Source organism: Lentzea alba, assembly GCF_011067745.1.
Classification (GTDB): Bacteria; Actinomycetota; Actinomycetes; order Mycobacteriales; family Pseudonocardiaceae; genus Lentzea; species Lentzea alba.
The window spans coordinates 226,727-245,238 of the sequence record NZ_JAAMPJ010000005.1 but is presented as its reverse complement, the minus strand read 5'-3'; the positions used below and the strand labels follow the sequence as shown (position 1 = coordinate 245,238).

At 68.7% G+C, this 18,512-nt stretch carries 20 protein-coding genes and 2 tRNA genes; 10 read left to right on the top strand and 12 right to left on the bottom strand.

Features of this window, described 5'->3' with window-relative positions; genetic code table 11:
* The first annotated feature begins 43 nt into the window (after positions 1 to 43).
* The 4 genes from G7043_RS20070 to G7043_RS20055 are packed head-to-tail and all read left to right on the top strand — an operon-like array spanning position 44 to position 2,679.
* Positions 44 to 421: a GntR family transcriptional regulator gene (locus G7043_RS20070; protein WP_166047522.1), complete on the top strand. Its 378-nt coding sequence runs from the start codon at positions 44 to 46 to the stop codon at positions 419 to 421.
* A complete protein-coding gene (locus G7043_RS20065) occupies positions 418 to 1,269 on the top strand; it encodes an ABC transporter ATP-binding protein (RefSeq protein WP_166047520.1) in 852 nt (283 codons plus the stop codon). The genes G7043_RS20070 and G7043_RS20065 overlap by 4 nt, the downstream gene beginning before the upstream one ends.
* Complete coding sequence (locus G7043_RS20060; protein ID WP_166047518.1) at positions 1,266 to 2,135, top strand: ABC transporter permease; 870 nt, start codon at positions 1,266 to 1,268, stop codon at positions 2,133 to 2,135. Before G7043_RS20065 ends, G7043_RS20060 begins: the two co-directional genes overlap by 4 nt.
* 37 nt (positions 2,136 to 2,172) lie before the next feature.
* Positions 2,173 to 2,679, top strand: a complete 507-nt coding sequence (locus tag G7043_RS20055; protein WP_313887979.1) for a DinB family protein — start codon at positions 2,173 to 2,175, stop codon at positions 2,677 to 2,679.
* 13 nt (positions 2,680 to 2,692) lie between these two features.
* Here G7043_RS20055 and G7043_RS20050 read toward each other — a convergent pair whose 3' ends face one another.
* Both G7043_RS20050 and G7043_RS20045 read right to left on the bottom strand, forming a co-directional pair.
* Positions 2,693 to 3,706 carry a flavin-containing monooxygenase gene (locus G7043_RS20050; RefSeq protein WP_166047516.1) on the bottom strand — a complete coding sequence of 338 codons (1,014 nt, stop codon included), beginning with the start codon at positions 3,704 to 3,706 and terminating at the stop codon, positions 2,693 to 2,695.
* 54 nt (positions 3,707 to 3,760) lie between these two features.
* Positions 3,761 to 4,597 carry a helix-turn-helix domain-containing GNAT family N-acetyltransferase gene (locus G7043_RS20045; RefSeq protein ID WP_166047514.1) on the bottom strand — a complete coding sequence of 279 codons (837 nt, stop codon included), beginning with the start codon at positions 4,595 to 4,597 and terminating at the stop codon, positions 3,761 to 3,763.
* A 98-nt stretch (positions 4,598 to 4,695) separates the two neighbouring features.
* Between G7043_RS20045 and G7043_RS20040 the strand changes: the two genes are divergently transcribed.
* Genes G7043_RS20040 through G7043_RS20030 form a run of 3 tightly spaced genes read left to right on the top strand, consistent with a single transcriptional unit; the run spans position 4,696 to position 8,180 of the window.
* Positions 4,696 to 6,021 carry an NAD(P)-binding domain-containing protein gene (locus G7043_RS20040; RefSeq protein ID WP_166047512.1) on the top strand — a complete coding sequence of 442 codons (1,326 nt, stop codon included), beginning with the start codon at positions 4,696 to 4,698 and terminating at the stop codon, positions 6,019 to 6,021.
* On the top strand, positions 6,011 to 7,222 hold the full coding sequence (locus G7043_RS20035; protein WP_166047510.1) for an MFS transporter: 1,212 nt from the start codon (positions 6,011 to 6,013) through the stop codon (positions 7,220 to 7,222). Before G7043_RS20040 ends, G7043_RS20035 begins: the two co-directional genes overlap by 11 nt.
* Entirely contained in the window at positions 7,209 to 8,180 is a 972-nt protein-coding gene (locus G7043_RS20030) for an ArsO family NAD(P)H-dependent flavin-containing monooxygenase (RefSeq protein WP_166047508.1), read from the top strand. The genes G7043_RS20035 and G7043_RS20030 overlap by 14 nt, the downstream gene beginning before the upstream one ends.
* A 3-nt stretch (positions 8,181 to 8,183) precedes the next feature.
* Here G7043_RS20030 and G7043_RS20025 read toward each other — a convergent pair whose 3' ends face one another.
* A complete protein-coding gene (locus tag G7043_RS20025) occupies positions 8,184 to 8,531 on the bottom strand; it encodes an ArsR/SmtB family transcription factor (RefSeq protein WP_166047506.1) in 348 nt (115 codons plus the stop codon).
* Between the two features lie 79 nt (positions 8,532 to 8,610).
* On the opposite strand from G7043_RS20025, the gene arsM reads away from it, so the two are divergent.
* Positions 8,611 to 9,498 (top strand): arsenite methyltransferase, encoded by an 888-nt coding sequence (gene arsM, locus G7043_RS20020; protein ID WP_166047504.1) that lies wholly within the window; start codon positions 8,611 to 8,613, stop codon positions 9,496 to 9,498.
* Here the strand turns inward: arsM and G7043_RS20015 are convergent.
* The 5 genes from G7043_RS20015 to G7043_RS20000 all read right to left on the bottom strand — a co-directional run bounded on the left by G7043_RS20015 (position 9,489) and on the right by G7043_RS20000 (position 11,768).
* Positions 9,489 to 9,899: an arsenate-mycothiol transferase ArsC gene (locus tag G7043_RS20015; RefSeq protein WP_166047502.1), complete on the bottom strand. Its 411-nt coding sequence runs from the start codon at positions 9,897 to 9,899 to the stop codon at positions 9,489 to 9,491. The genes arsM and G7043_RS20015 overlap by 10 nt on opposite strands.
* On the bottom strand, positions 9,896 to 10,597 hold the full coding sequence (locus G7043_RS20010; RefSeq protein ID WP_166047500.1) for an MIP/aquaporin family protein: 702 nt from the start codon (positions 10,595 to 10,597) through the stop codon (positions 9,896 to 9,898). The genes G7043_RS20015 and G7043_RS20010 overlap by 4 nt, the downstream gene beginning before the upstream one ends.
* Positions 10,597 to 10,818 (bottom strand): hypothetical protein, encoded by a 222-nt coding sequence (locus tag G7043_RS50385; protein ID WP_390827660.1) that lies wholly within the window; start codon positions 10,816 to 10,818, stop codon positions 10,597 to 10,599. Before G7043_RS50385 ends, G7043_RS20010 begins: the two co-directional genes overlap by 1 nt.
* Entirely contained in the window at positions 10,815 to 11,507 is a 693-nt protein-coding gene (locus G7043_RS20005) for an arsenate reductase/protein-tyrosine-phosphatase family protein (protein ID WP_166047499.1), read from the bottom strand. Before G7043_RS20005 ends, G7043_RS50385 begins: the two co-directional genes overlap by 4 nt.
* Before the next feature lie 187 nt (positions 11,508 to 11,694).
* Positions 11,695 to 11,768 (bottom strand) — tRNA-Lys (locus tag G7043_RS20000).
* A 284-nt stretch (positions 11,769 to 12,052) separates the two neighbouring features.
* Here G7043_RS20000 and G7043_RS19995 point away from each other — a divergent pair.
* Positions 12,053 to 13,183 (top strand): L,D-transpeptidase, encoded by a 1,131-nt coding sequence (locus G7043_RS19995; protein ID WP_242642466.1) that lies wholly within the window; start codon positions 12,053 to 12,055, stop codon positions 13,181 to 13,183.
* A gap of 4 nt (positions 13,184 to 13,187) precedes the next feature.
* On the opposite strand, the gene G7043_RS19990 is transcribed toward G7043_RS19995, so the two are convergent.
* From G7043_RS19990 to orn, 3 genes are all read right to left on the bottom strand, one after another.
* A complete protein-coding gene (locus tag G7043_RS19990) occupies positions 13,188 to 14,813 on the bottom strand; it encodes an ABC-F family ATP-binding cassette domain-containing protein (protein WP_166047495.1) in 1,626 nt (541 codons plus the stop codon).
* A 154-nt stretch (positions 14,814 to 14,967) separates the two neighbouring features.
* Positions 14,968 to 15,040, bottom strand: a tRNA-His gene (locus G7043_RS19985).
* 66 nt (positions 15,041 to 15,106) lie between these two features.
* Positions 15,107 to 15,712, bottom strand: a complete 606-nt coding sequence (gene orn, locus G7043_RS19980; protein WP_166047493.1) for an oligoribonuclease — start codon at positions 15,710 to 15,712, stop codon at positions 15,107 to 15,109.
* Positions 15,713 to 15,784: 72 nt separating this feature from the next.
* On the opposite strand from orn, the gene G7043_RS19975 reads away from it, so the two are divergent.
* Entirely contained in the window at positions 15,785 to 17,299 is a 1,515-nt protein-coding gene (locus G7043_RS19975) for a helicase HerA-like domain-containing protein (RefSeq protein ID WP_166047492.1), read from the top strand.
* Here G7043_RS19975 and G7043_RS19970 read toward each other — a convergent pair.
* Complete coding sequence (locus tag G7043_RS19970) at positions 17,231 to 18,496, bottom strand: MFS transporter (RefSeq protein WP_390827505.1); 1,266 nt, start codon at positions 18,494 to 18,496, stop codon at positions 17,231 to 17,233. The two genes, G7043_RS19975 and G7043_RS19970, sit on opposite strands and share 69 nt — an antisense overlap.
* Between the last annotated feature and the right edge of the window lie 16 nt (positions 18,497 to 18,512).

The window sequence follows — 18,512 nt, the reverse complement described above, 5'->3', positions numbered from 1 at the left end:
GGTAGATAGTGGTTTAACTAGTTAACTAGATAAAGAGGCATTGGTGATCGAGTTCCGGATCGACCGCCGCTCCGGCGTGGCCGCCTACCAGCAGCTGGTCAGCCAGACCAAGCACGCGTTGCGCCTGGGGCTGCTGCAGCCGGGAGACCAGCTGCCCACGGTGAAGGAGGTCGTGGCCACGACCTCGATCAACCCGAACACCGTGCTGAAGGCGTACCGGGAGCTGGAGCTCGCGGGGCTGGTGGAGGGCCGCCGCGGCGTGGGGACCTTCGTGTCCGCGGCGCTGACTCAGCCGGACGCGGACCAGTTGCGGGAGGAACTGGCCGGGTGGATGAAGCGGGCACGGGAGGACGGACTGGACCGCGAGTACGTCGAGGCACTCGTCAAAGCACAACTGGACCTGCACTACGAAGGAGAATGACGTTGACCACGATCGCGCTCGACGCGACGGCGCTCACCCTGCGCTACCGACGCGGCTGGGGGCTGCGCGACTGCACGTTCCAGCTGCCCGCCGGTCGGATCTCGGCACTGATCGGACCCAACGGAGCGGGCAAGAGCACGCTCATGCGCCTCGCCACGGGACTGATGCGGCCGACGAGCGGGGAGATCCGGGTGCTGGGACAGGTGCCCGGCAAGCACGGTGCGAACCGGCAGCTCGCGTTCCTCGGGCAGGACAAGCCGCTGTACAAGGGGTTCACCGTCGAGGAGATGCTGCGGGCGGGCGCGAAGCTGAACCCCGGCTGGGACGACCAGTACGCCCACCGGCTCGTGCGTGAGGCGGACGTGCCGTTCGACGCGAAGGTCGGCACGCTGTCCGGCGGCCAGCGCACGCGGGTCGCGCTCGCCGTCGCGATGGGCAGGCGTCCCGAACTGCTGATGCTCGACGAGCCGTTGGCCGACCTCGATCCCGTTGCCCGACAGGAGGTCATGCAGGCCGTGCTGGCCGAGGTCGCCGAGACGGGCATGACCGTGCTGCTGTCCTCGCACGTGATCGCCGACCTCGACGGGGTGTGCGATCACCTGCTGCTGTTGTCCGGCGGACAGGTCCAGTTGCAGGGCGACGTCGAGGATCTGCTGACGCAGCACCGGGTTCTGGTCGGCTCGCGAGAGCTGGTGCTGCCTGACGGCGTGGTCGAGGCGCGCACGACCGGTCGGCAGGCGACCGTGCTCGCCCGCACCTCCAACGCCCCCGGCTGGGACAACAACGAGCCGTCGCTCGAAGAACTGGCACTGGCATACCTGCGTTCCGCGAAGAAGGTGACGGCATGACCTGGGTGGCGTGGCGGCAGCAACGGCTGCAGATCCTCCTCAGCCTCGGCATCGTCGCCGGACTGGCGGCGTTGATGACGTTCGTCCGGTTCGACGCGCAGTCGATCACCGACGAGCAGCTCCTCGACGACCGGTACGGCACGTACATCAACTACCTGCGGCTCGTGCTGCTCGCGTTGCCGGTGTTGCTCGGCATGTTCGCCGGCGCACCGCTCTTCGGCCGCGAGATCGAACACGGGACGCACGTGTTCGGACTGACCCAGTCGATCGGCCGCACCCGGTGGTGGGCCACCAAGATCGTGGTGGCGGGACTGCCGGTCGTCACCGGCATGACCCTGCTCGGACTGCTCAACGCGTGGTCCTCCGTGCCGCTGCAGGCCGTGATGTTCGGCGGCAGGCTGGTGACGCCGACGTTCGAGATCCAGGGCCTCGCGCTCGGCGCCTACACGGCGCTGGCCTTCACACTCAGCGCGACCTTCGGTCTGCTGGCGCGCAACACGCTGGCCGCCATGGTGATCACCGTGATCGCGTACGTCCCGGCGATCGCCGTGGTCGGCAACGCCCTGCGGCCGGCCTACGCGACCCCGATCACGTCGACGAGCGACGAGCTGCCCGCCGGCGCGTGGATCGTCGAATCGTCCTATGTGGATGCAGCAGGCAACCCCGTGTCCTTCTCCCCGGCGGGATGCGACACGACCATCACCGAGTGCATGCGGGCGCAGGGAGTCGTGCGCGAGGTGGGGTTTCAGCCGGACGAGCGGTTCTGGTCGTTCCAGGTGATCGAGGCAGGCCTGTTCGTGGCATTGGCCGCGCTGGTCGTCGGGGTGGGTGCGTGGGCGCTGCACAACCGGCTGCGCCTGGCCTGACTTTTGCGGCCCCCCGCTGAAGGCGCACAATCGACAGGTGGACACCGGGCCGATGCATGAGGACCTGGAGCGAGCGCGAGCAACGTTTCACGCGTTGCTCGCGCAGGCCACGTCGGCCGAGTTGCGACGCAGGTCCTCCGGTACGCGCTGGAACAACCGGCAACTGCTCTTCCACATGCTGCTCGGCTTTCTGATCATGCGGGCACTGCTCGCGCTGGCGCGTGGCTTCAGCCGGTTGCCGCTCGGCGTGAGTCGTGGCTTCGCGCGGGTGCTCAACGCGGGCACGAAGCCGTTCGACGTGGTGAACTACCTCGGGTCGTGGCTGGGCGGCACCTTCCTGCCTCGCCGCGGGATGGACGCCCTGTGCGACCGCACGATCGCCGCGCTGCACCGGCGCCTCGACCGTGAGCGCGACCTGTCACGCGGCATGCACTACCCGACCCGCTGGGACCCGTGCTTCCAGGACTTCATGACGCTCGCCGACCTGTACCGCTTCCCGGTGCAACACTTCGACTTCCACCGCGATCAGCTTTCGTTGAACTGATCCGAGGGTGTGTTCATTTGAGGAGGCGGCGCACGACGTGGGCGGCGTCGCGGCCGACTCCTCTCAAGGTGGCGGACGAGAGGCTGCGTTGCCAGTCGAGGCCGACGAAGCCGAGCCCGTGATGCCGTGAGATGCCGCGGTTGTGGTCGACGCCCAACGTGCCCAAGTACGGCAGGTCGGGCCGATACCCAGTGGCCAGGATGATCGCGTCGACATGTTCGCGCTGGTCGTCCGACCAGATGGCCTTGGAATCCTCCAGTGCGGTGAACATCGGTCGTCGGTCCGGGCGGTGTTGTTCGAGGGCTGTCCGGTAGCGGCCGGTGTCGAGGACTGGCGTGGTGAAGCCGTCCGGAAGCCAGGGGCCGATCGGGAGGTGGTCGAGGCGTGTGCGGTCGAGCCAGAAGTGCAGGTCGCGACCGAACGGGCGTTGCGCGGAGAACTTCACCGGCTTGCGGGTCGCGAGCGTGACGTGGGCGTGTTCGGCGAGTTCGGCGGCGATCTGGACGGCGGAGTTGCCGGCGCCGACCACGATGACGCGCTGGCCGTGGAACGGTTTCGGCGAGCGGTAGTGCGCGGCGTGCAGGACGGTGCCGGGGAAGTCGTCGAGGCCGGGCAGCGCGGGGTGATGCGGGTTTCCGAAGCCACCTGTAGCGGAGACGACGATCGGCGTGGCGAAGCTGGTGCCGTCTGCGGTGGTGACGCGGAACTCGTTGTCGTGGACGACTTCCACGACGCGTTGGCTGGTGCGGATGTCGGCTTCGAGGTGCGAGGCGTAGGTCCGCAGGTAGTCCACGACCTCGTCGCGGTGTGGATAGCGCTCGGGATCACCGGGGAACGGCAGGCCGGGCAGCGCGCTGTAGCGGGCGGGGGAGAACAGGGTGAGGCTGTCGTAGTAGTGCGGCCACGAGCCGACCGGCTCGTGGCCGGCTTCGAGCACGAGCGGGCGCAGGTCTCGGGCGATGAGGGCGTGGGCGGCGGCGAGTCCGGACTGGCCGCCGCCGATGACGATGGCGTCGTAGCGGTTCATGGGCACCTCGAAGTAGCTGTCACCGCGTGCGGCGACAGCTCAGGGGTCGGAGTTCTAGTTGGCTGTGCGGCGTTCGAGGAAGACGGTGTCGCGCCACACGCCGTGGTGTTGCGCGATGCGTTCACGGACGCCGAGGGTGCGGAAGCCCGCGGAGTGGTGCAGGGCAAGGCTGGCGCGGTTCTCGGGGAAGATCGACGTCTGCAACGTCCACAAGCCGGCCTCGTCGGCGGCCGTGACGAGCTTGTGCAACAGGGCTTTGCCGACGCCACGGCCACGGAAGTCCGTGCTCACGTATACCGAGTGTTCGGCCACACCGGAGTAGCACTCCCGCGTGGACACAGGAGTTGCCGCGGCCCAGCCCGCCACCGCGTCGTCGACCTCGGCGATCCAGCGGTGGTCGCGTAGCCACTTGGAGTCGAGCGCACGGCGTTGGGGGACTTCGGTTTCGAACGTGGCGTCGCCGGTGGCGATGCCTTCGGCGTAGATGCGACGTACGGCGGTCCAGTCGTCCTCACGCATCGCACGGACGGTGACGTCGAGCGGCAGGTTGCCGGGGCGGCACGGGCGTGGCGCGAGCACGCCCATCACCACGTCGGCGGCGTGGGGGAGCCCCGTGCAGCAGTTGGGGTTCACGGTGACGTGGGTGGCCGTGCCTTCCTTGTGCAACAGCAGGAATCCGATGTCGGCGAGTTTGCGGACGTGGTGCGAGCAGGTCGACTGGCTGATGCCGAGCAGCTCGGTCAGCTCGCCGACCGTCATCGACCGGCCCGCGGTCGCGGCGGCGTGCAGCAACCGGACGCGGGTGGGTTCGGCAAGGCTCGCGAACCACTCCGAGTAGGTGGCGGCGTCCTGCGTGCCGAGCAGCCGAGGACTGGGCGTAGTGGCCGTCATGCGGCAAGTATCGACGCAAATCGATGGTTGCGTCAATCGATCCACGTCGATACAGTCCCTGGTGTTGATTTGAAGTCCATCGATACAAGGGGTGTGCGGTGAACGGGTTGCCGGTGGTCGTGGTGGGAGCTGGACCTGCGGGTTTGGCTGCGGCGGCGCACTTGGTCGAACGAGGGGTGCGGCCGATTGTGCTGGAAGCCGGCGACCGGGCGGGGGCCGCCGTGTCGCAGTGGAACCACGTGCGGTTGTTCTCGCGGTGGAGCGAGCTCGTGGATCCGGCGGCGGCCCGCCTGCTCGAACCGACCGGCTGGGTGAAGCCGGACGGCGACGGCTACCCGACCGGTGCCGAGTGGGCGGATCGCTACCTCGCGCCGCTCGCGGCCGCCCTGGGCGACCGGGTTCGGTTCGGTGCGCGGGTGGTCGGTGTCGCACGGCGCGGCCGGGACCGGATCGTCGACTCCGGACGTGAGGAGGAGCCGTTGACGGTGCACGTGCAGACCGCCGGCGGCGAGGAGCGGATCAGCGCCCAGGCGGTGATCGACGCCTCCGGCACGTGGGGTTCGCCGAACCCGTTGGGTGGTGACGGGCTGCCCGCGGTGGGGGAGAGGGCGGCGGCGTCGCAGATCAGCTACCGCGTGCCGGAGGTCGCGGCCGAGCGTGCCCGGTACGCGGGCAAGCGGATCGCGGTCGCGGGTAGCGGGCACTCGGCGCTCACCGCGCTGGTCGCGCTGGCGGACCTGGCCGAGCAGGAGCCCGGCACGAAGATCGTCTGGTTGTTGCGGCGTGGTGCGGTCGGCAACGTCTTCGGTGGCGGCGAGGCCGATCAGCTGCCCGCGCGCGGCGCGTTGGGGTCGAGGGCCGAGAAGGCGGCCGAGGCTGGTCACGTCGAGACGGTCACCGGGTTCCGCACCGCAGCGGTCGAGCGCGGCGCTGACGGCAAGCTCGCGCTGGAGTCGTTCGACGGCCACCGTGTCGAGGGCGTCGACGAAGTCGTTGTGCTGACGGGGTTCCGGCCGGATCTGTCGTGGCTGTCGGAGATCCGGCTCGACTTGGATCCGGTGTTGCAAGCACCGGTGAAGCTCGCGCCGTTGATCGACCCGAACGTCCATTCGTGCGGCACCGTCTACCCGCACGGTGAAGGCGAGTTGCGGCATCCCGAGCCGGGCGTTTACCTGGTGGGCATGAAGAGCTACGGCCGCGCGCCGACGTTCTTGGCGCTGACCGGCTACGAGCAGGTCCGGTCGGTCGTCGCGGCGATCGCGGGTGATCACGAGTCGGCGGGGCGGGTGGAGCTCGTGCTGCCGGAGACCGGAGTGTGCGGTGGAGCCGGTGTGTTCGACGCTCCCGAGGAGGATCGCGGTGGTTGCTGCGGTGCGCCGGAAACGGTCGACGTGACGATCGGCCTCGCGCCCAGTGCACGCTGACACAACGACGCAGCCCGGCACCACTGCCGGGCTGCGCCGCGTGCTGATCGTCCTGTGCACCACCGAGATCATCAGCTGGGGAGTGCTCTACTACGCCTTCCCGGTGCTGCTGCCGACCATCAGCACGCGAACCGGGTGGTCGCTCGCGGCGATCACCGCCGGGTTCTCCGCGAGCCAGATCGTCGCGGGCCTGGTGGGGATTCCGGTGGGCAAGCTGCTCGACCGGCACGGCCCGCGCGCCATCATGACCACCGGCTCGGTCGTGGCCGTGCTCGCGCTCGTCGCGCTGGCGGGTGCGCGCTCGCTGGCGTGGTTCATCGCGGCGTGGCTGTTGGCCGGCGTGGCGATGGCCGGGGTCTTCTACGCGCCCGCGTTCGCCGCGCTGACCCGCTGGTACGGGCCGCGGCGGGTGTCCGCGCTGACCGCGCTCACGTTGGTCGCCGGGCTGGCCAGCACCGTGTTCGCGCCGCTGACCGCCGTGCTCAACGACCAGTTGGACTGGCGTGACACTTACCTGGTGCTGGCCGGATTCCTCGCTGTCACCACGATTCCGCTCCACCTGTTGGGCTTGCGGTTGCCGTGGCCGCCGATCGAGCACGAGGCCGCGCACGCTCCGTCGGCGGTGGCACGCAGCAGACCGTTCCTGGTGCTGGTGGTCGCGATGAGCCTGGCCGCGTTCAGCGTCTACGCCGTCGTGATCAACCTCGTGCCGCTGCTGACCGAACGCGGCATGACGACCTCGGCCGCAGCCATCGCGCTCGGCCTGGGCGGAGTCGGCCAGGTGCTCGGCCGGCTCGGCTACGCCAGGCTGGCCGCACGGACGTCGGTGCGCACCCGAACTCTGCTCATCCTCTTGGCCAGCGCACTCGCGACCACCTTGCTGGGAGTGGTGCCCGGTCCGGCCCTGCTGTTGATCGCCGGCTCGGTGCTCGCCGGGGTTTCGCGCGGGATCTTCACACTGGTGCAGGCGACCGCGATCACCGACCGCTGGGGCGCTGTCCACTACGGACAGCTCAACGGTCTGTTGATCGCGCCGGTCATGCTCACCGCCGCCATCGCACCGTGGGCGGGCAGTGCGCTGGCGGCCTGGCTCGGCGGCTTTCCGGCGGTGTTCGTCGTGCTCGGACTGGTCGGGGTGCTGGCAGCCGCGTTGTCGACCGCCAGCGTGCCGGGGATGGAGGTGGCTCGTGCTGAGGTCTGACGTCGTTGTGGTCGGTGGCGGTCAGGCGGGGCTGGCTGCCGCGTTCTACCTGCGCCGCGCCGGGATCGACCACGTGGTCCTCGATGCGCAACCTGTGCCGGGCGGGGCGTGGCCGCACGCGTGGAACTCGCTGCGGCTGTTCTCCGTTGCGCGCCACAGCTCGTTGCCAGGCTGGCCGATGCCGTCCTTTTCGGACGGATATCCGACCGCGCAGCACGTCGTCGACTACCTCGCCGCCTACGAGAAGCGCTACGACATCCCCGTTCAGCGCCCGGTCCAGGTCGCCTCGGTCCGCCGCGACGGGAACGGACTGCTGGTGCACACGGATTCCGGAAGCTGGTCGGCCAGGCACGTGATCAGTGCGACCGGCACGTGGTGGCGGCCGTTCCGTCCGCTGATGGACCTGGCCGGCCGTCAGTTGCACACCGTCGACTACCGCGACCCGCTCGAGTTCGCGGGCCAGAAGGTCGTCGTGGTCGGTGGCGGCAACTCCGGCGCCCAGATCGCCGCCGACCTCGTGCCGCACGCCGACCTGACCTGGATGACCCGCCGTGCACCGCGTTACATGCCCGATGAGATCGACGGCAAAGCCCTGTTCGACATCGCCACGCGGCGCGGCGGTGTCGGCGAGCTCGGTGACATCGTTGCGGTTCCAGCTGTCCGCGAGGCACGTGACCGCGGACTGCTCGTCGCCACCACCGTGGACATGGACGCGTTGGCCCGTGCCGACGTCGTGGTGTGGTGCACCGGATTCCGGCCCGTCCTCAGCCATCTCGCCCCGCTGCGCCTGCGCGACGCCGAAGGACGTGTCCCAGTCACCGGCACGACCGCGGCTGACGAGCCGCGTCTGCATCTGCTCGGCTACGGGAGCTGGACGGGACCCGCTTCCGCGACTCTCATCGGCGTAGGCCCGACCGCGAAGGCAACGGTCGCGAAGATCTCCGCAGCCTTGGGCTGACGTTCACGCCGTGACCGGGCGGGCCACGCTGCTCAGCAACGCCGCCATCCGATCGGTCGTCTCCGGCCGTGCGCGGTAGTACACCCAGGTGCCTCGGCGCTCGGAGTCGACCAGGCCTGCTTGGCGCAGCAGCTTGAGGTGGTGCGAGATGGTCGGTTGCGAGAGGTCGAACGCGGGCGTCAGCTCGCACACGCAGACCTCGCCGTCCGGGCGTGAGGCGATCATCGACAGCAGCCGCAGGCGCACCGGATCGCCGAGCGCTTTGAACATCGTCGACAGCTCGACAGCCTGTTCTGCGGCAAGGGGCTCTTCTGACAGCGGCTCGCAGCAGCCCAGGTCCTGCTTCGACATATTTCAATATTGACGGCACTTCGCGTTCTGCGCAACACTGCATAGACAAACTTCGATACAGCCTGGAGGTGTGCCACCCATGGGTGAGCAGACTGAGCTGCGTGAGACCGTCCGTGCTCGCTACGCCGCGGCCGCGACCGCCGTCGTCAACGGGGGAGGCGGGTGCTGCGGTCCGGAGGCCGTGGAGGTCGACGAGACCTTCGGCGCCACGCTCTATCCGGCGGCTCAGCGCGACGAGCTGCCCGCTGAGGCGGTCGCCGCGTCACTGGGGTGTGGCAACCCCATCGCCGTCGCCGAGCTCCGCGAGGGCGAGAGAGTGCTGGACCTGGGCTCCGGAGGTGGCATCGACGTACTGCTCTCCGCGCGCCGGGTCGGTCCGACCGGCAAGGCCTACGGCCTGGACATGACCGACGAAATGCTCGCGCTCGCCCTGTCCAACGCGGACAAGGCGAGCGCCACGAACGTCGAGTTCCTCAAGGGCAACATCGAAGCCATCCCGTTGCCCGGCAACACCATCGACGTCGTGATCTCCAACTGCGTCATCAACCTCTCGGTCGACAAGCCCGCCGTGTTCGCCGAAACCTTCCGCGTGCTGCGCCCCGGCGGCCGCGTCGGCGTCTCCGACGTCGTTGCCGACGACGCGCTCACCCCAGCGGAACGGGCCGAGCGCGGTTCCTACGTCAGCTGCATCGCCGGTGCGCTCACGTTCGCCGAGTACCGCGACGGCCTGCGGGCGGCGGGGTTCACCGACATCGAGATCACCCCGACCCAGCAGGTCGCCGACGGCATGCACTCGGCGATCGTGCGCGCCACCAAGCCTGTCGGCGAGCCAAACCTTCCGCTCGCTCAGACCGAGAGTTCCTGCTGCGGCGTCAGCGCGTGCTGCACCGACGGCGAAGGGTCGATCGACCCGGCGAAGACGGTTGCCGAGGCGAAGACCGCGTCCGGCTGCGGTTGTCAGGACTGAGCGTCGAGCAGCTCCGCGACGAGCCCGCGCACCCGGCGGTCGATGTCGTCGCGGATCGGGCGCACCGCGTCGACGCCCTGCCCGGCGGGGTCGTCGAGCTGCCAGTCGAGGTAGCGCTTGCCGGGGAACACCGGGCACGTGTCACCGCAGCCCATGGTGATCACCACGTCGGAGGCCTCGACGTCCTCGGTGGTGAGCTTGGACGGCACCTCGGCGGTGATGTCCAGGCCCCACTCGGCGAGTGCCTGCGCGGCAGCCGGGTTGACTTTCTCCGCGGGTGCCGAGCCCGCCGAGCGCACCGCGATGCGGCCCATCCCGTAGTGCTGCAGCAGTGCGGCGGCCATCTGCGAACGGCCTGCGTTGTGGATGCAGACGAACAACACCTCGGGCTTGGCGGTCACGACTGCTCCTTCAGTTGGGGGAGTACGACGTCTTCGGCGTTGGTGCCTGGGTTCGGGTAGAGCGCCCGCAGCACGGCGATGGCGAGCACCCCGCCGACGAGTTGGGCGGCGATGAACGCGGGTGCCGACGAGGGTGCGATGCCCGCGAACGTGTCGCTGAACATGCGGCCGATGGTGATGGCCGGGTTGGCGAAGCTGGTGGAGCTGGTGAAGAAGTACGCCGCGCCGATGTAGGCGCCCACCGCGGCGGGCGCCCGTTCGCCGCGTCCGGACCGCACCAGCGAGAAGATCACCAGGAGCAGGCCGGCCGTCGCCACGACCTCAGACACGCCGTGCGCGACGGTCGCCCGTTCGGTGGTGCTGATGCTGACCGCGGGAGCTTCGAACATCACGTTCGCGAGCACCGCGCCACTGACGCACCCGATGACCTGCGCGGGCACGTAGCCGGCCGCCTCGCGCCACGTCAGCTCTCCGAACGCGGCGTCGGCCAGCGACACCACCGGGTTGAAGTGGGCGCCGCTGATCGGGCCGAAGATCAGGATGATCGCGTACAGCCCGACGGCCGTCGCGGCGGCGTTCTCCAGCAACTGCACGCCGACGTCACCTGGTGACAGACGCTGGGCGGCGATGCCCGAGCCGATCACCAGTGCGGCCAGCAGCATGCTGCCGAGGAACTCGGCGGCCAACCTGCGGGTCATCAACACTCCTCAGTGGACAGAACTGTCGAGCGGGAACGCCGAGCTCGTCGAGCAGGCCGCGGACCCGGCGAGCGTTCGGCCAGCAGGGGCAGGCAGTTCGGCACCGTGCTGTGCGAGGCGAGCTGGTCGTAGCTTCCGTGCAGGAAACGCTCGCTCGTCTCCTGTCCGAAGATTCCCTCGAAGTCGCGCTGCGGCCGGGCGGCCGCGGTCGTCGGTCTCAGCCATCGCTCTCTCCGGTGTGGTGAACAGCGGGCGCCAACCGGTCCACCCGGTCGGCGAGATCACGTAGCGCGGAGTCGAAGGCGTCGCCGGTGCCGATGCGCGACGGGTCGGGCACCGACCAGTGCAGCCGGTCGTCGTGGCTGTCGAGTGCCTCGTGGGCGTTGTCGCACACGGCAACAACAAGGTCGTCGGGCCGCAACACGTCGCTCACGTGCGCGGTGCGCGCCTTGGCCAGCGACAAGCCGTGCTCGCGGGCCGCGGCGACGGCCATCGGATGCACTCGCTCGGCGGGTTCGGTGCCGGCCGAGGCCGCGGGCACCTGGCTGCGGCGCTTCCACAGTGCGGTGGCGAGCTGCGAGCGCGCGGAGTTGTGAGTGCAGACGAACACCACCCGTGCGGCCCGCAGTGACCCCACCGGGGCCAGGCCGGTCAGCGCGTCAGGTCGCAGGCGCAGGTAGCTGCGGCGGTGGTCTCCCTCGGAACGGGAGCGTTCCAGCACACCAGCCTGGTCGAGCAGCTTCACGTGGTGCGCCAGCAGGTTGCTCGGCAGACCCAGCTCCCGGCCGATCTCTCCGGGCGAGGCGTCGCCGAGCAGCAACCGGTCCACGATGGCGAGCCGCGCGGGCTCGCCGAGCGCGGCGTGCAGTCGTGCCCGTGCAACCAGGGAGGAAGGCCACTCAATGTTCATTGACTCAATGTTCGTTGACTAATATGTCTGGTGTCAAGCGAACCCGGTGGCGCCGTACTCGGCATGCCTCAAGCGATCTGTCTCGGGCTCGCAAACTGTGATCCACAACGAAGAAACGGAGAATGAAGACGAGTGCGGGAAATGCAAAGAAGCAGGTAGAGACGAATCTCTACCTGCTTCTTCGGAGTACGCCGCCAGGGACTCGAACCCCGGACCCGCTGATTAAGAGTCAGCTGCTCTAACCAACTGAGCTAGCGGCGCTTGTTTGTGTGCCGGACACTTGCCGTTCCGACGTGGAGAACGTTAGCACACGGCGAAGGCGCGCTCCCAATCGGCTGGTCAGCCCCGGTTTGGGGGTGCATCGGCCACGTAACGATCCGGCCACTTGAGCAACTTCGGGGCTCCTCCTGTCGTCACCTAATCGGGGGACGCCAAAACGACTTCGTGCAGGCAGTCTCGGCAGCGGCGACAAGCAGATCGGAAGTACGTCGATGGGGATGTGGGGCAGACGCGGTCGTGGGGTGGTCACGGCGGGAATCGCTGTGATGCTGATCGCAGGCTGTTCAGGGGGCGGCGAGAACGCGGGCGGGAGCGGGGGGCCGACGTCCAGCGCTCCTCCGCCGCCGAAGCCCGTCACGCTGACGCTGGCGCTGAACAACGGTGCGGCCGACGTGTCGCCCGGGCTGCCGGTCATCGCGACGGCGGCGGACGGGAAGCTGACCGAGGTCAAGCTGACCAACCCCGAGGGCAAGGTCGTCGAGGGGAAGATGAACCCCGAGTCGACGCAGTGGACCAACACCGAGCCGCTCGGGTACGCGAAGACGTACAAGCTGACCGCCACGGCGACCGGTGAGGACGGCAAGGCGGAGACCAAGGAGTCGACCTTCACCACGGTGAAGCCGCGGACGCTGACCTACGTGTCGACGAACCCCCAGGACGGCACGACGATCGGCGTGGGGCAGCCGCTCGCCTTCTACTTCGACGAGCCGGTGGCCGACAAGGTCGCGGCCGAGAAGATGCTGGAGATCACCACCGAGCCCAAGGTCGAGGGCGCCTTCTACTGGTTCAACAAGAAGGAGGTGCACTGGCGGCCGGAGGCGTTCTGGAAGTCGGGCACCAAGATCACGATGAACATCAAGGTCTACGGCAAGCACATCGGTGACGGCATCTACGGCCAGGAAGACCGCACGATCACGACCACGGTCGGCGACGAGGTCATCCACGAGGCCGACGGCCAGTCGCACCAGGTGGTCACCAAGGTCAACGGGCAGGTCGTGCGGACCATGCCGACCTCGATGGGCAAGCCGGCCGACGCCACCCCCACCGGCACGTACGTGCTGATGGAGAAGCACTCCCACATGATCATGGACTCGACCACGTACGGCCTGGCGCTGGAGAACGGTGGCTACCGCACGCCGGTCGACTGGGCGTACCGGATGTCGAACAGCGGCATCTTCTTCCACAGCGCGCCGTGGTCCATCGGTGACCAGGGCCGGCGCAACGTGAGCCACGGCTGCCTCAACCTCTCGCCGGAGAACGCCAAGTGGGTGTTCGACAACAGCAAGCAGGGCGACGTGGTCATCGTGAAGAACTCCGGCGGACCGGTGCTGGAGTCGTGGGACGGCTTCGGCGACTGGCAGGTGCCGTGGGCCACGTGGGTCCAGGGCAACCGCTAGCAGCCTAGGAAACCGTCACCTGGCCGCCCGACACGGTCAGGTGACGGTTCACCTGCACGGCCTCCAGCATCCGCCGGTCGTGCGTCACCAGCAGCAACGTGCCGGGGTAGTTCTCCAGGGCCTGCTCCAGCTGCTCGATCGCCGCCAGGTCGAGGTGGTTCGTCGGCTCGTCCAGCACCAGCAGGTTCACCCCGCGCCCCTGCAGCAACGCCAACGCCGCCCGCGTGCGCTCGCCAGGCGACAACGACGCCGCCGGACGCATCACGTGCGCGGCCTTCAGGCCGAACTTCGCCAGCAACGTCCGCACGTCGGCCGGGTTCATCTCCGGCACGGCCTCCTGGAACGCGTCGACCAACGGCAGTGAGCCCAGGAACAGCCCGCGGGCCTGGTCCACCTCGCCGACCACGACGCCGGAACCCAGAGTCGCGTAACCGGACGCCAGTTCTGCCCTTCCGAGCAGTGCGGCGAGCAACGTCGACTTGCCCGCGCCGTTCGCGCCGGTGATCGCGACCCGGTCCGCCCAGTCGATCTGCAGGTCCACCGGGCCCAGCCGGAAGCCGCCGCGTTCGACGACCGCCGCCCGCAAGGACGCCACCACCGCGCCGGAACGCGGGGCCGCGGCGATCTCCATCCGCAGCTCCCACTCCTTGCGGGGCTCCTCGACGACGTCGAGGCGTTCGATCATGCGGTCGGTCTGCCGGGCCTTGGACGCCTGCTTCTCGGTGGCGTCGGCACGGAACTTGCGGGCGTTCTTGTCGTTGTCGCCCGCCTTGCGCCGGGCGTTCTTCACGCCCTTCTCCATCCACGACCGCTGCATGCGCGCACGGGCCTCCAGCGAGGCCTTGGTGTCCGCGTACTCGTCGTAGTCGTCACGGGCGTGCTGACGGGACCGCGCGCGTTCCTCGAGGTACGACTCGTAGCCACCGCCGTACAGGCGCACGGCGTTCTGGTGCAGGTCGAGCTCCAGCACGCTGGTCACCGTGCGGGCCAGGAACTCGCGGTCGTGCGACACGAGCACCGTGCCCGCGCGCAGCCCTGTGACGAACTTCTCCAGCCGCTCCAGGCCGTCGAGGTCCAGGTCGTTGGTCGGCTCGTCCAGCAGGAAGATGTCGTAGCGGCTGAGCAGCAACGACGCCATGCCCGCCCGCGCGGCCTGGCCACCGGACAGCGAGGTCATCAACTCGTCGAGGCCCACGGTCAGCCCGAGGTCGGCGACGACTTCCAGCGACCGTTCCTCCAGGTCGGCGCCACCCAACGCGAGCCACTGGTCCAACGCTTCCGAGTAGCCCTCGTCGTTGCCTGCGGTCAGCGCCTCGGTGGCGAGGTCCAAAGCCGTCTGAGCTGCCGCGACACCGGTCCGGCGAGCCAGGAAGTCCCGCACGGTCTCGCCTTCGAGACGTTCCGGCTCCTGCGCGAGGTGGCCGACGTTGGCGGACGGCGGGTTCAGCGAGACGCGGCCCGACTCGGGCGGGATCAGGCCGGCCAGCGTCTTCAACAGCGTCGACTTGCCGGCCCCGTTCACGCCGACGAGCCCGATGACGTCACCCGGTGCGACCACGAGATCGAGCCCGGAGAACAGGACGCGATCACCGTGACCTGCGGCGAGATCCTTGGCGACGAGCGTGGTCATGAACACTCACTCCGGCAGGCAGGCATGGGCCGTGGTGGATCAGATCGGGGGTCCGGGGGTCGTCCCCCGGCTGGGGTCTGGGGGCTCGGCCCCCAGAAAATAGACGAAGCCGGATTATGTCTGCGCTTTTTGCAGACACAATCCGGCTGTCCAGGGTGAGTGACGGGACTTGAACCCGCGACACCTGGGATCACAACCCAGTGCTCTGCCAGCTGAGCTACACCCACCATCACCGGTCCGTGACCGGCGAGGAAAGCATAGCAACGTCATCCACTGATATTGAAATCAGGGGGTCAGTCGACGTTCTTCAGCAGCTCAGCGGCCACGGCCTGGGCCTGTTCCGTGGACGGACCTGGCTGCGGCACGAACGCGGTGCGCCGGTAGTACGCGAGCTCCCGGATCGACTCGACGATGTCCGCGAGCGCCCGGTGCGCGAGCCCCTTGCCCGGCTGCGCGTAGTAGATGCGCGGGTACCAGCGCCGGCACAGCTCCTTGATCGACGACACGTCGACCATGCGGTAGTGCAGGTGCGCGTCCAACGCCGGCATGTCGCGGGCGATGAACCCGCGGTCGGTGGCGATGGAGTTGCCCGCCAGGGGCGCGGTCCGGGGATCCGGGACCCACTCCTTGATGTAGGCCAGCACGGCGGCCTCGGCCTCTTCCAGCGACACCGCGGAGGCGCGCACCTCCTCGGTCAGGCCCGACTTGGCGTGCATCTCCATGACGACCTCCGGCATCGAGGCGAGCACGTCGTCGGAGGCGTGGATCACTATGTCCACACCCTCGCCGAGCACGTTGAGCTCGGCGTCCGTGACCAGTGCCGCGATCTCGATCAGAGCGTCCTTGCCCAAGTCGAGTCCGGTCATCTCGCAGTCGATCCACACCAGACGATCCATCACGCCCCGAACATTACTGCGCGATGCCTCAACTTCGAGTGGCGGCGTGCAGCAACCTGGTTACGCTCCTCGTGCATGACGGCTCAAGCTGAGATCGCCGCCGGGTACGCGTCCGAGAGCGCGGCCATCGAACTCGGGTCCGTGCTGGTCGACGGAGCCGTGGAGTCGACCGCACACGTCCGCATCCCGTTGTCCATGGTCAACCGGCACGGACTTGTCGCGGGAGCAACGGGAACCGGCAAGACGAAGACGCTGCAGCTGCTCGCCGAACAGCTGTCGAACAACGGCGTGCCGGTGCTGATGGCGGACGTGAAGGGCGACCTGTCCGGTCTGTCGCAGCAAGGTCAGGACAGCGACAGGACCAAAGCCCGGGCCGTGGACACCGGCGACGACTGGCAGCCGCAGGCCTACCCGACGCAGTTCCTCTCGATCGGCACCGGCGGCATCGGGGTGCCGCTGCGGGCGACCGTCACCAGCTTCGGGCCGATCCTGCTGTCGAAGGTGCTGGGCCTGAACGACACCCAGGAGTCGACGCTCGGCCTGATCTTCCACTGGGCGGACTCGAAAGGTCTGCCGCTGCTCGACACCAAGGACCTGCGCAGCGTCATCCAGCACCTCACGAGCGACGAGGGCAAGGAGGACCTCAAGGGCATCGGCGGCGTCTCCAGCTCGACGGCCGGCGTGATCCTGCGGGCCCTGGTGAACCTGGAGGCGCAGGGCGGCGACAGGTTCTTCGGCGAACCCGAGCTCGACCCGGCCGACCTGATGCGCCAGCAGAACGGCAAGGGCGTCATCAGCCTGCTCGAACTCGCGGAGCTGCAGAGCAATCCCGCGTTGTTCTCCACGTTCCTGATGTGGCTGCTCGCGGAACTGTTCGAGACGTTGCCCGAGGAAGGTGACGTCGAGAAGCCCAAACTCGTCTTCTTCTTCGACGAGGCGCATCTGCTGTTCGCGAACGCGTCCAAGGCGTTCCTCGACCAGATCACCCAGACCATGAAACTCATCCGGTCCAAGGGAATCGGCGTCTTCTTCTGCACGCAGCTGCCGACCGACATCCCGAACGACGTGCTGTCGCAGCTCGGCGCGCGCGTCCAGCACGCACTGCGCGCGTTCACCCCGGACGACCAGAAGGCGTTGTCCCGCACGGTGAAGACGTACCCGAACACGCCGCACTACGACCTGGAGAAGGCGCTCACGTCGCTCGGCATCGGCGAGGCGATCATCACCGTGCTGAGCGAGAAGGGCGCGCCGACACCGGTCGCGTGGACCAGGCTCCGGGCGCCGCGGTCGTTGATGGACACCATCGGCAACGACGCTATCAAGCAGGCGGCGGGCCAGAGCGATCTCCACGGCAAGTACGCGGAGACCGTCGACCGCGAGTCTGCCTACGAGCAGTTGATGCGGAAAGTCGCGCCACCACAACAAGAACAACAAGCCCCGGAGCCTCCCAGGCAAGAGAAGGAGGAACCGGGGCTCGTCGAGAAGGTGCTCGGCAACAGCGCCGTGAAGTCGTTCCTGCGGTCAGCCGGCAGCGCCCTGGCGCGCGAGATCACGCGGGGCATCTTCGGGACGTCGCGCAAGCGACGCTGACAGCACGGCCGCGCCGATGCACAGGCCTCCCGCGACGTACCAGGCCAGGTCGTAGCTGCCCAGGTGGTCGCGGGTGAGCCCGGCCGCGGACGCCGCGAGGGCCGCCCCGAGCTGGTGCGAGGCGAACACCCAGCCGAACACGACCGGTCCAGACATGCCGAAGTACTGACGGCACAACGCCACGGTGGGCGGCACGGTCGCGACCCAGTCCAGGCCGTAGAAGATGATGAACACCAGCATCGACGGGTGTGCCGACGCACCGAACAGCTGAGGCAGCAGCATCAGCGAGAGGCCGCGCAACGCGTAGTACGCCGCCAACAGCAGCCGCGAGTCGACTTTGTCGGTCAGCCAGCCGGACACGATCGTGCCCACGATGTCGAACACGCCGACCAACGCCAGCAGCCCGGCAGCGGTCGTCGTGGGCATGCCGTGGTCGTGCGCGGCGGGGATGAAGTGCGTGCCCACCAGACCGTTCGTGGACGCACCGCAGATGGCGAACCCACCGGCCAGCAACCAGAACGGCCGTGTGCGAGCAGCCGACTCCAACGCCGTCAGAGCTCGACGAGCCGCACCACCGGACGGCGGCGGGGGAGTGTCCTCGGTGGCGCCGAGCGGCAACAGCCCGACGTCACGCGGGTACTCGCGCAGGAAGAACGCCGCCAACGGCACCACGGCCAGCGCGGCGATGCAGATGACCAGCGACGCGAGCCGCCAGCCGTAGCTCTCGGACAGCCACGCCACCGTCGGCAGGAACACCAGCTGACCGGCCGCGCCACCCGCCGTCAGCACGCCCGTGACCAGGCCGCGGTGCTTCACGAACCACCGGCCGGTGATCGTGGCGACGAACGCCAGCGCCATCGAGCCCGTGCCGAGACCGACCACGACACCCCACAGCAGCACCAGCTGCCACGACGCCGTCATGAACACCGTCAGCCCGCTGCCGATGGCGACCATCGTCAACGCGTACGTCACCACGACCCGCACGCCGAACTTGTCCATCAGCGCGGCCGCGAACGGCGCGGTCAACCCGTACAGCAACAGGTTGATCGAGATGGCGAGCGAGATCGTGCCGGTCGTCCAGCCGAACTCCGCCCGCAACGGCTCGATCAACGCACCAGGCGCCGCGCGGAACGACGCGGCACCCACCAAGGCGATGAAGGACACCCCAGCGACAACCCAGGCCCAATGCAGTCTCACGGAGACAAGGTTCGGT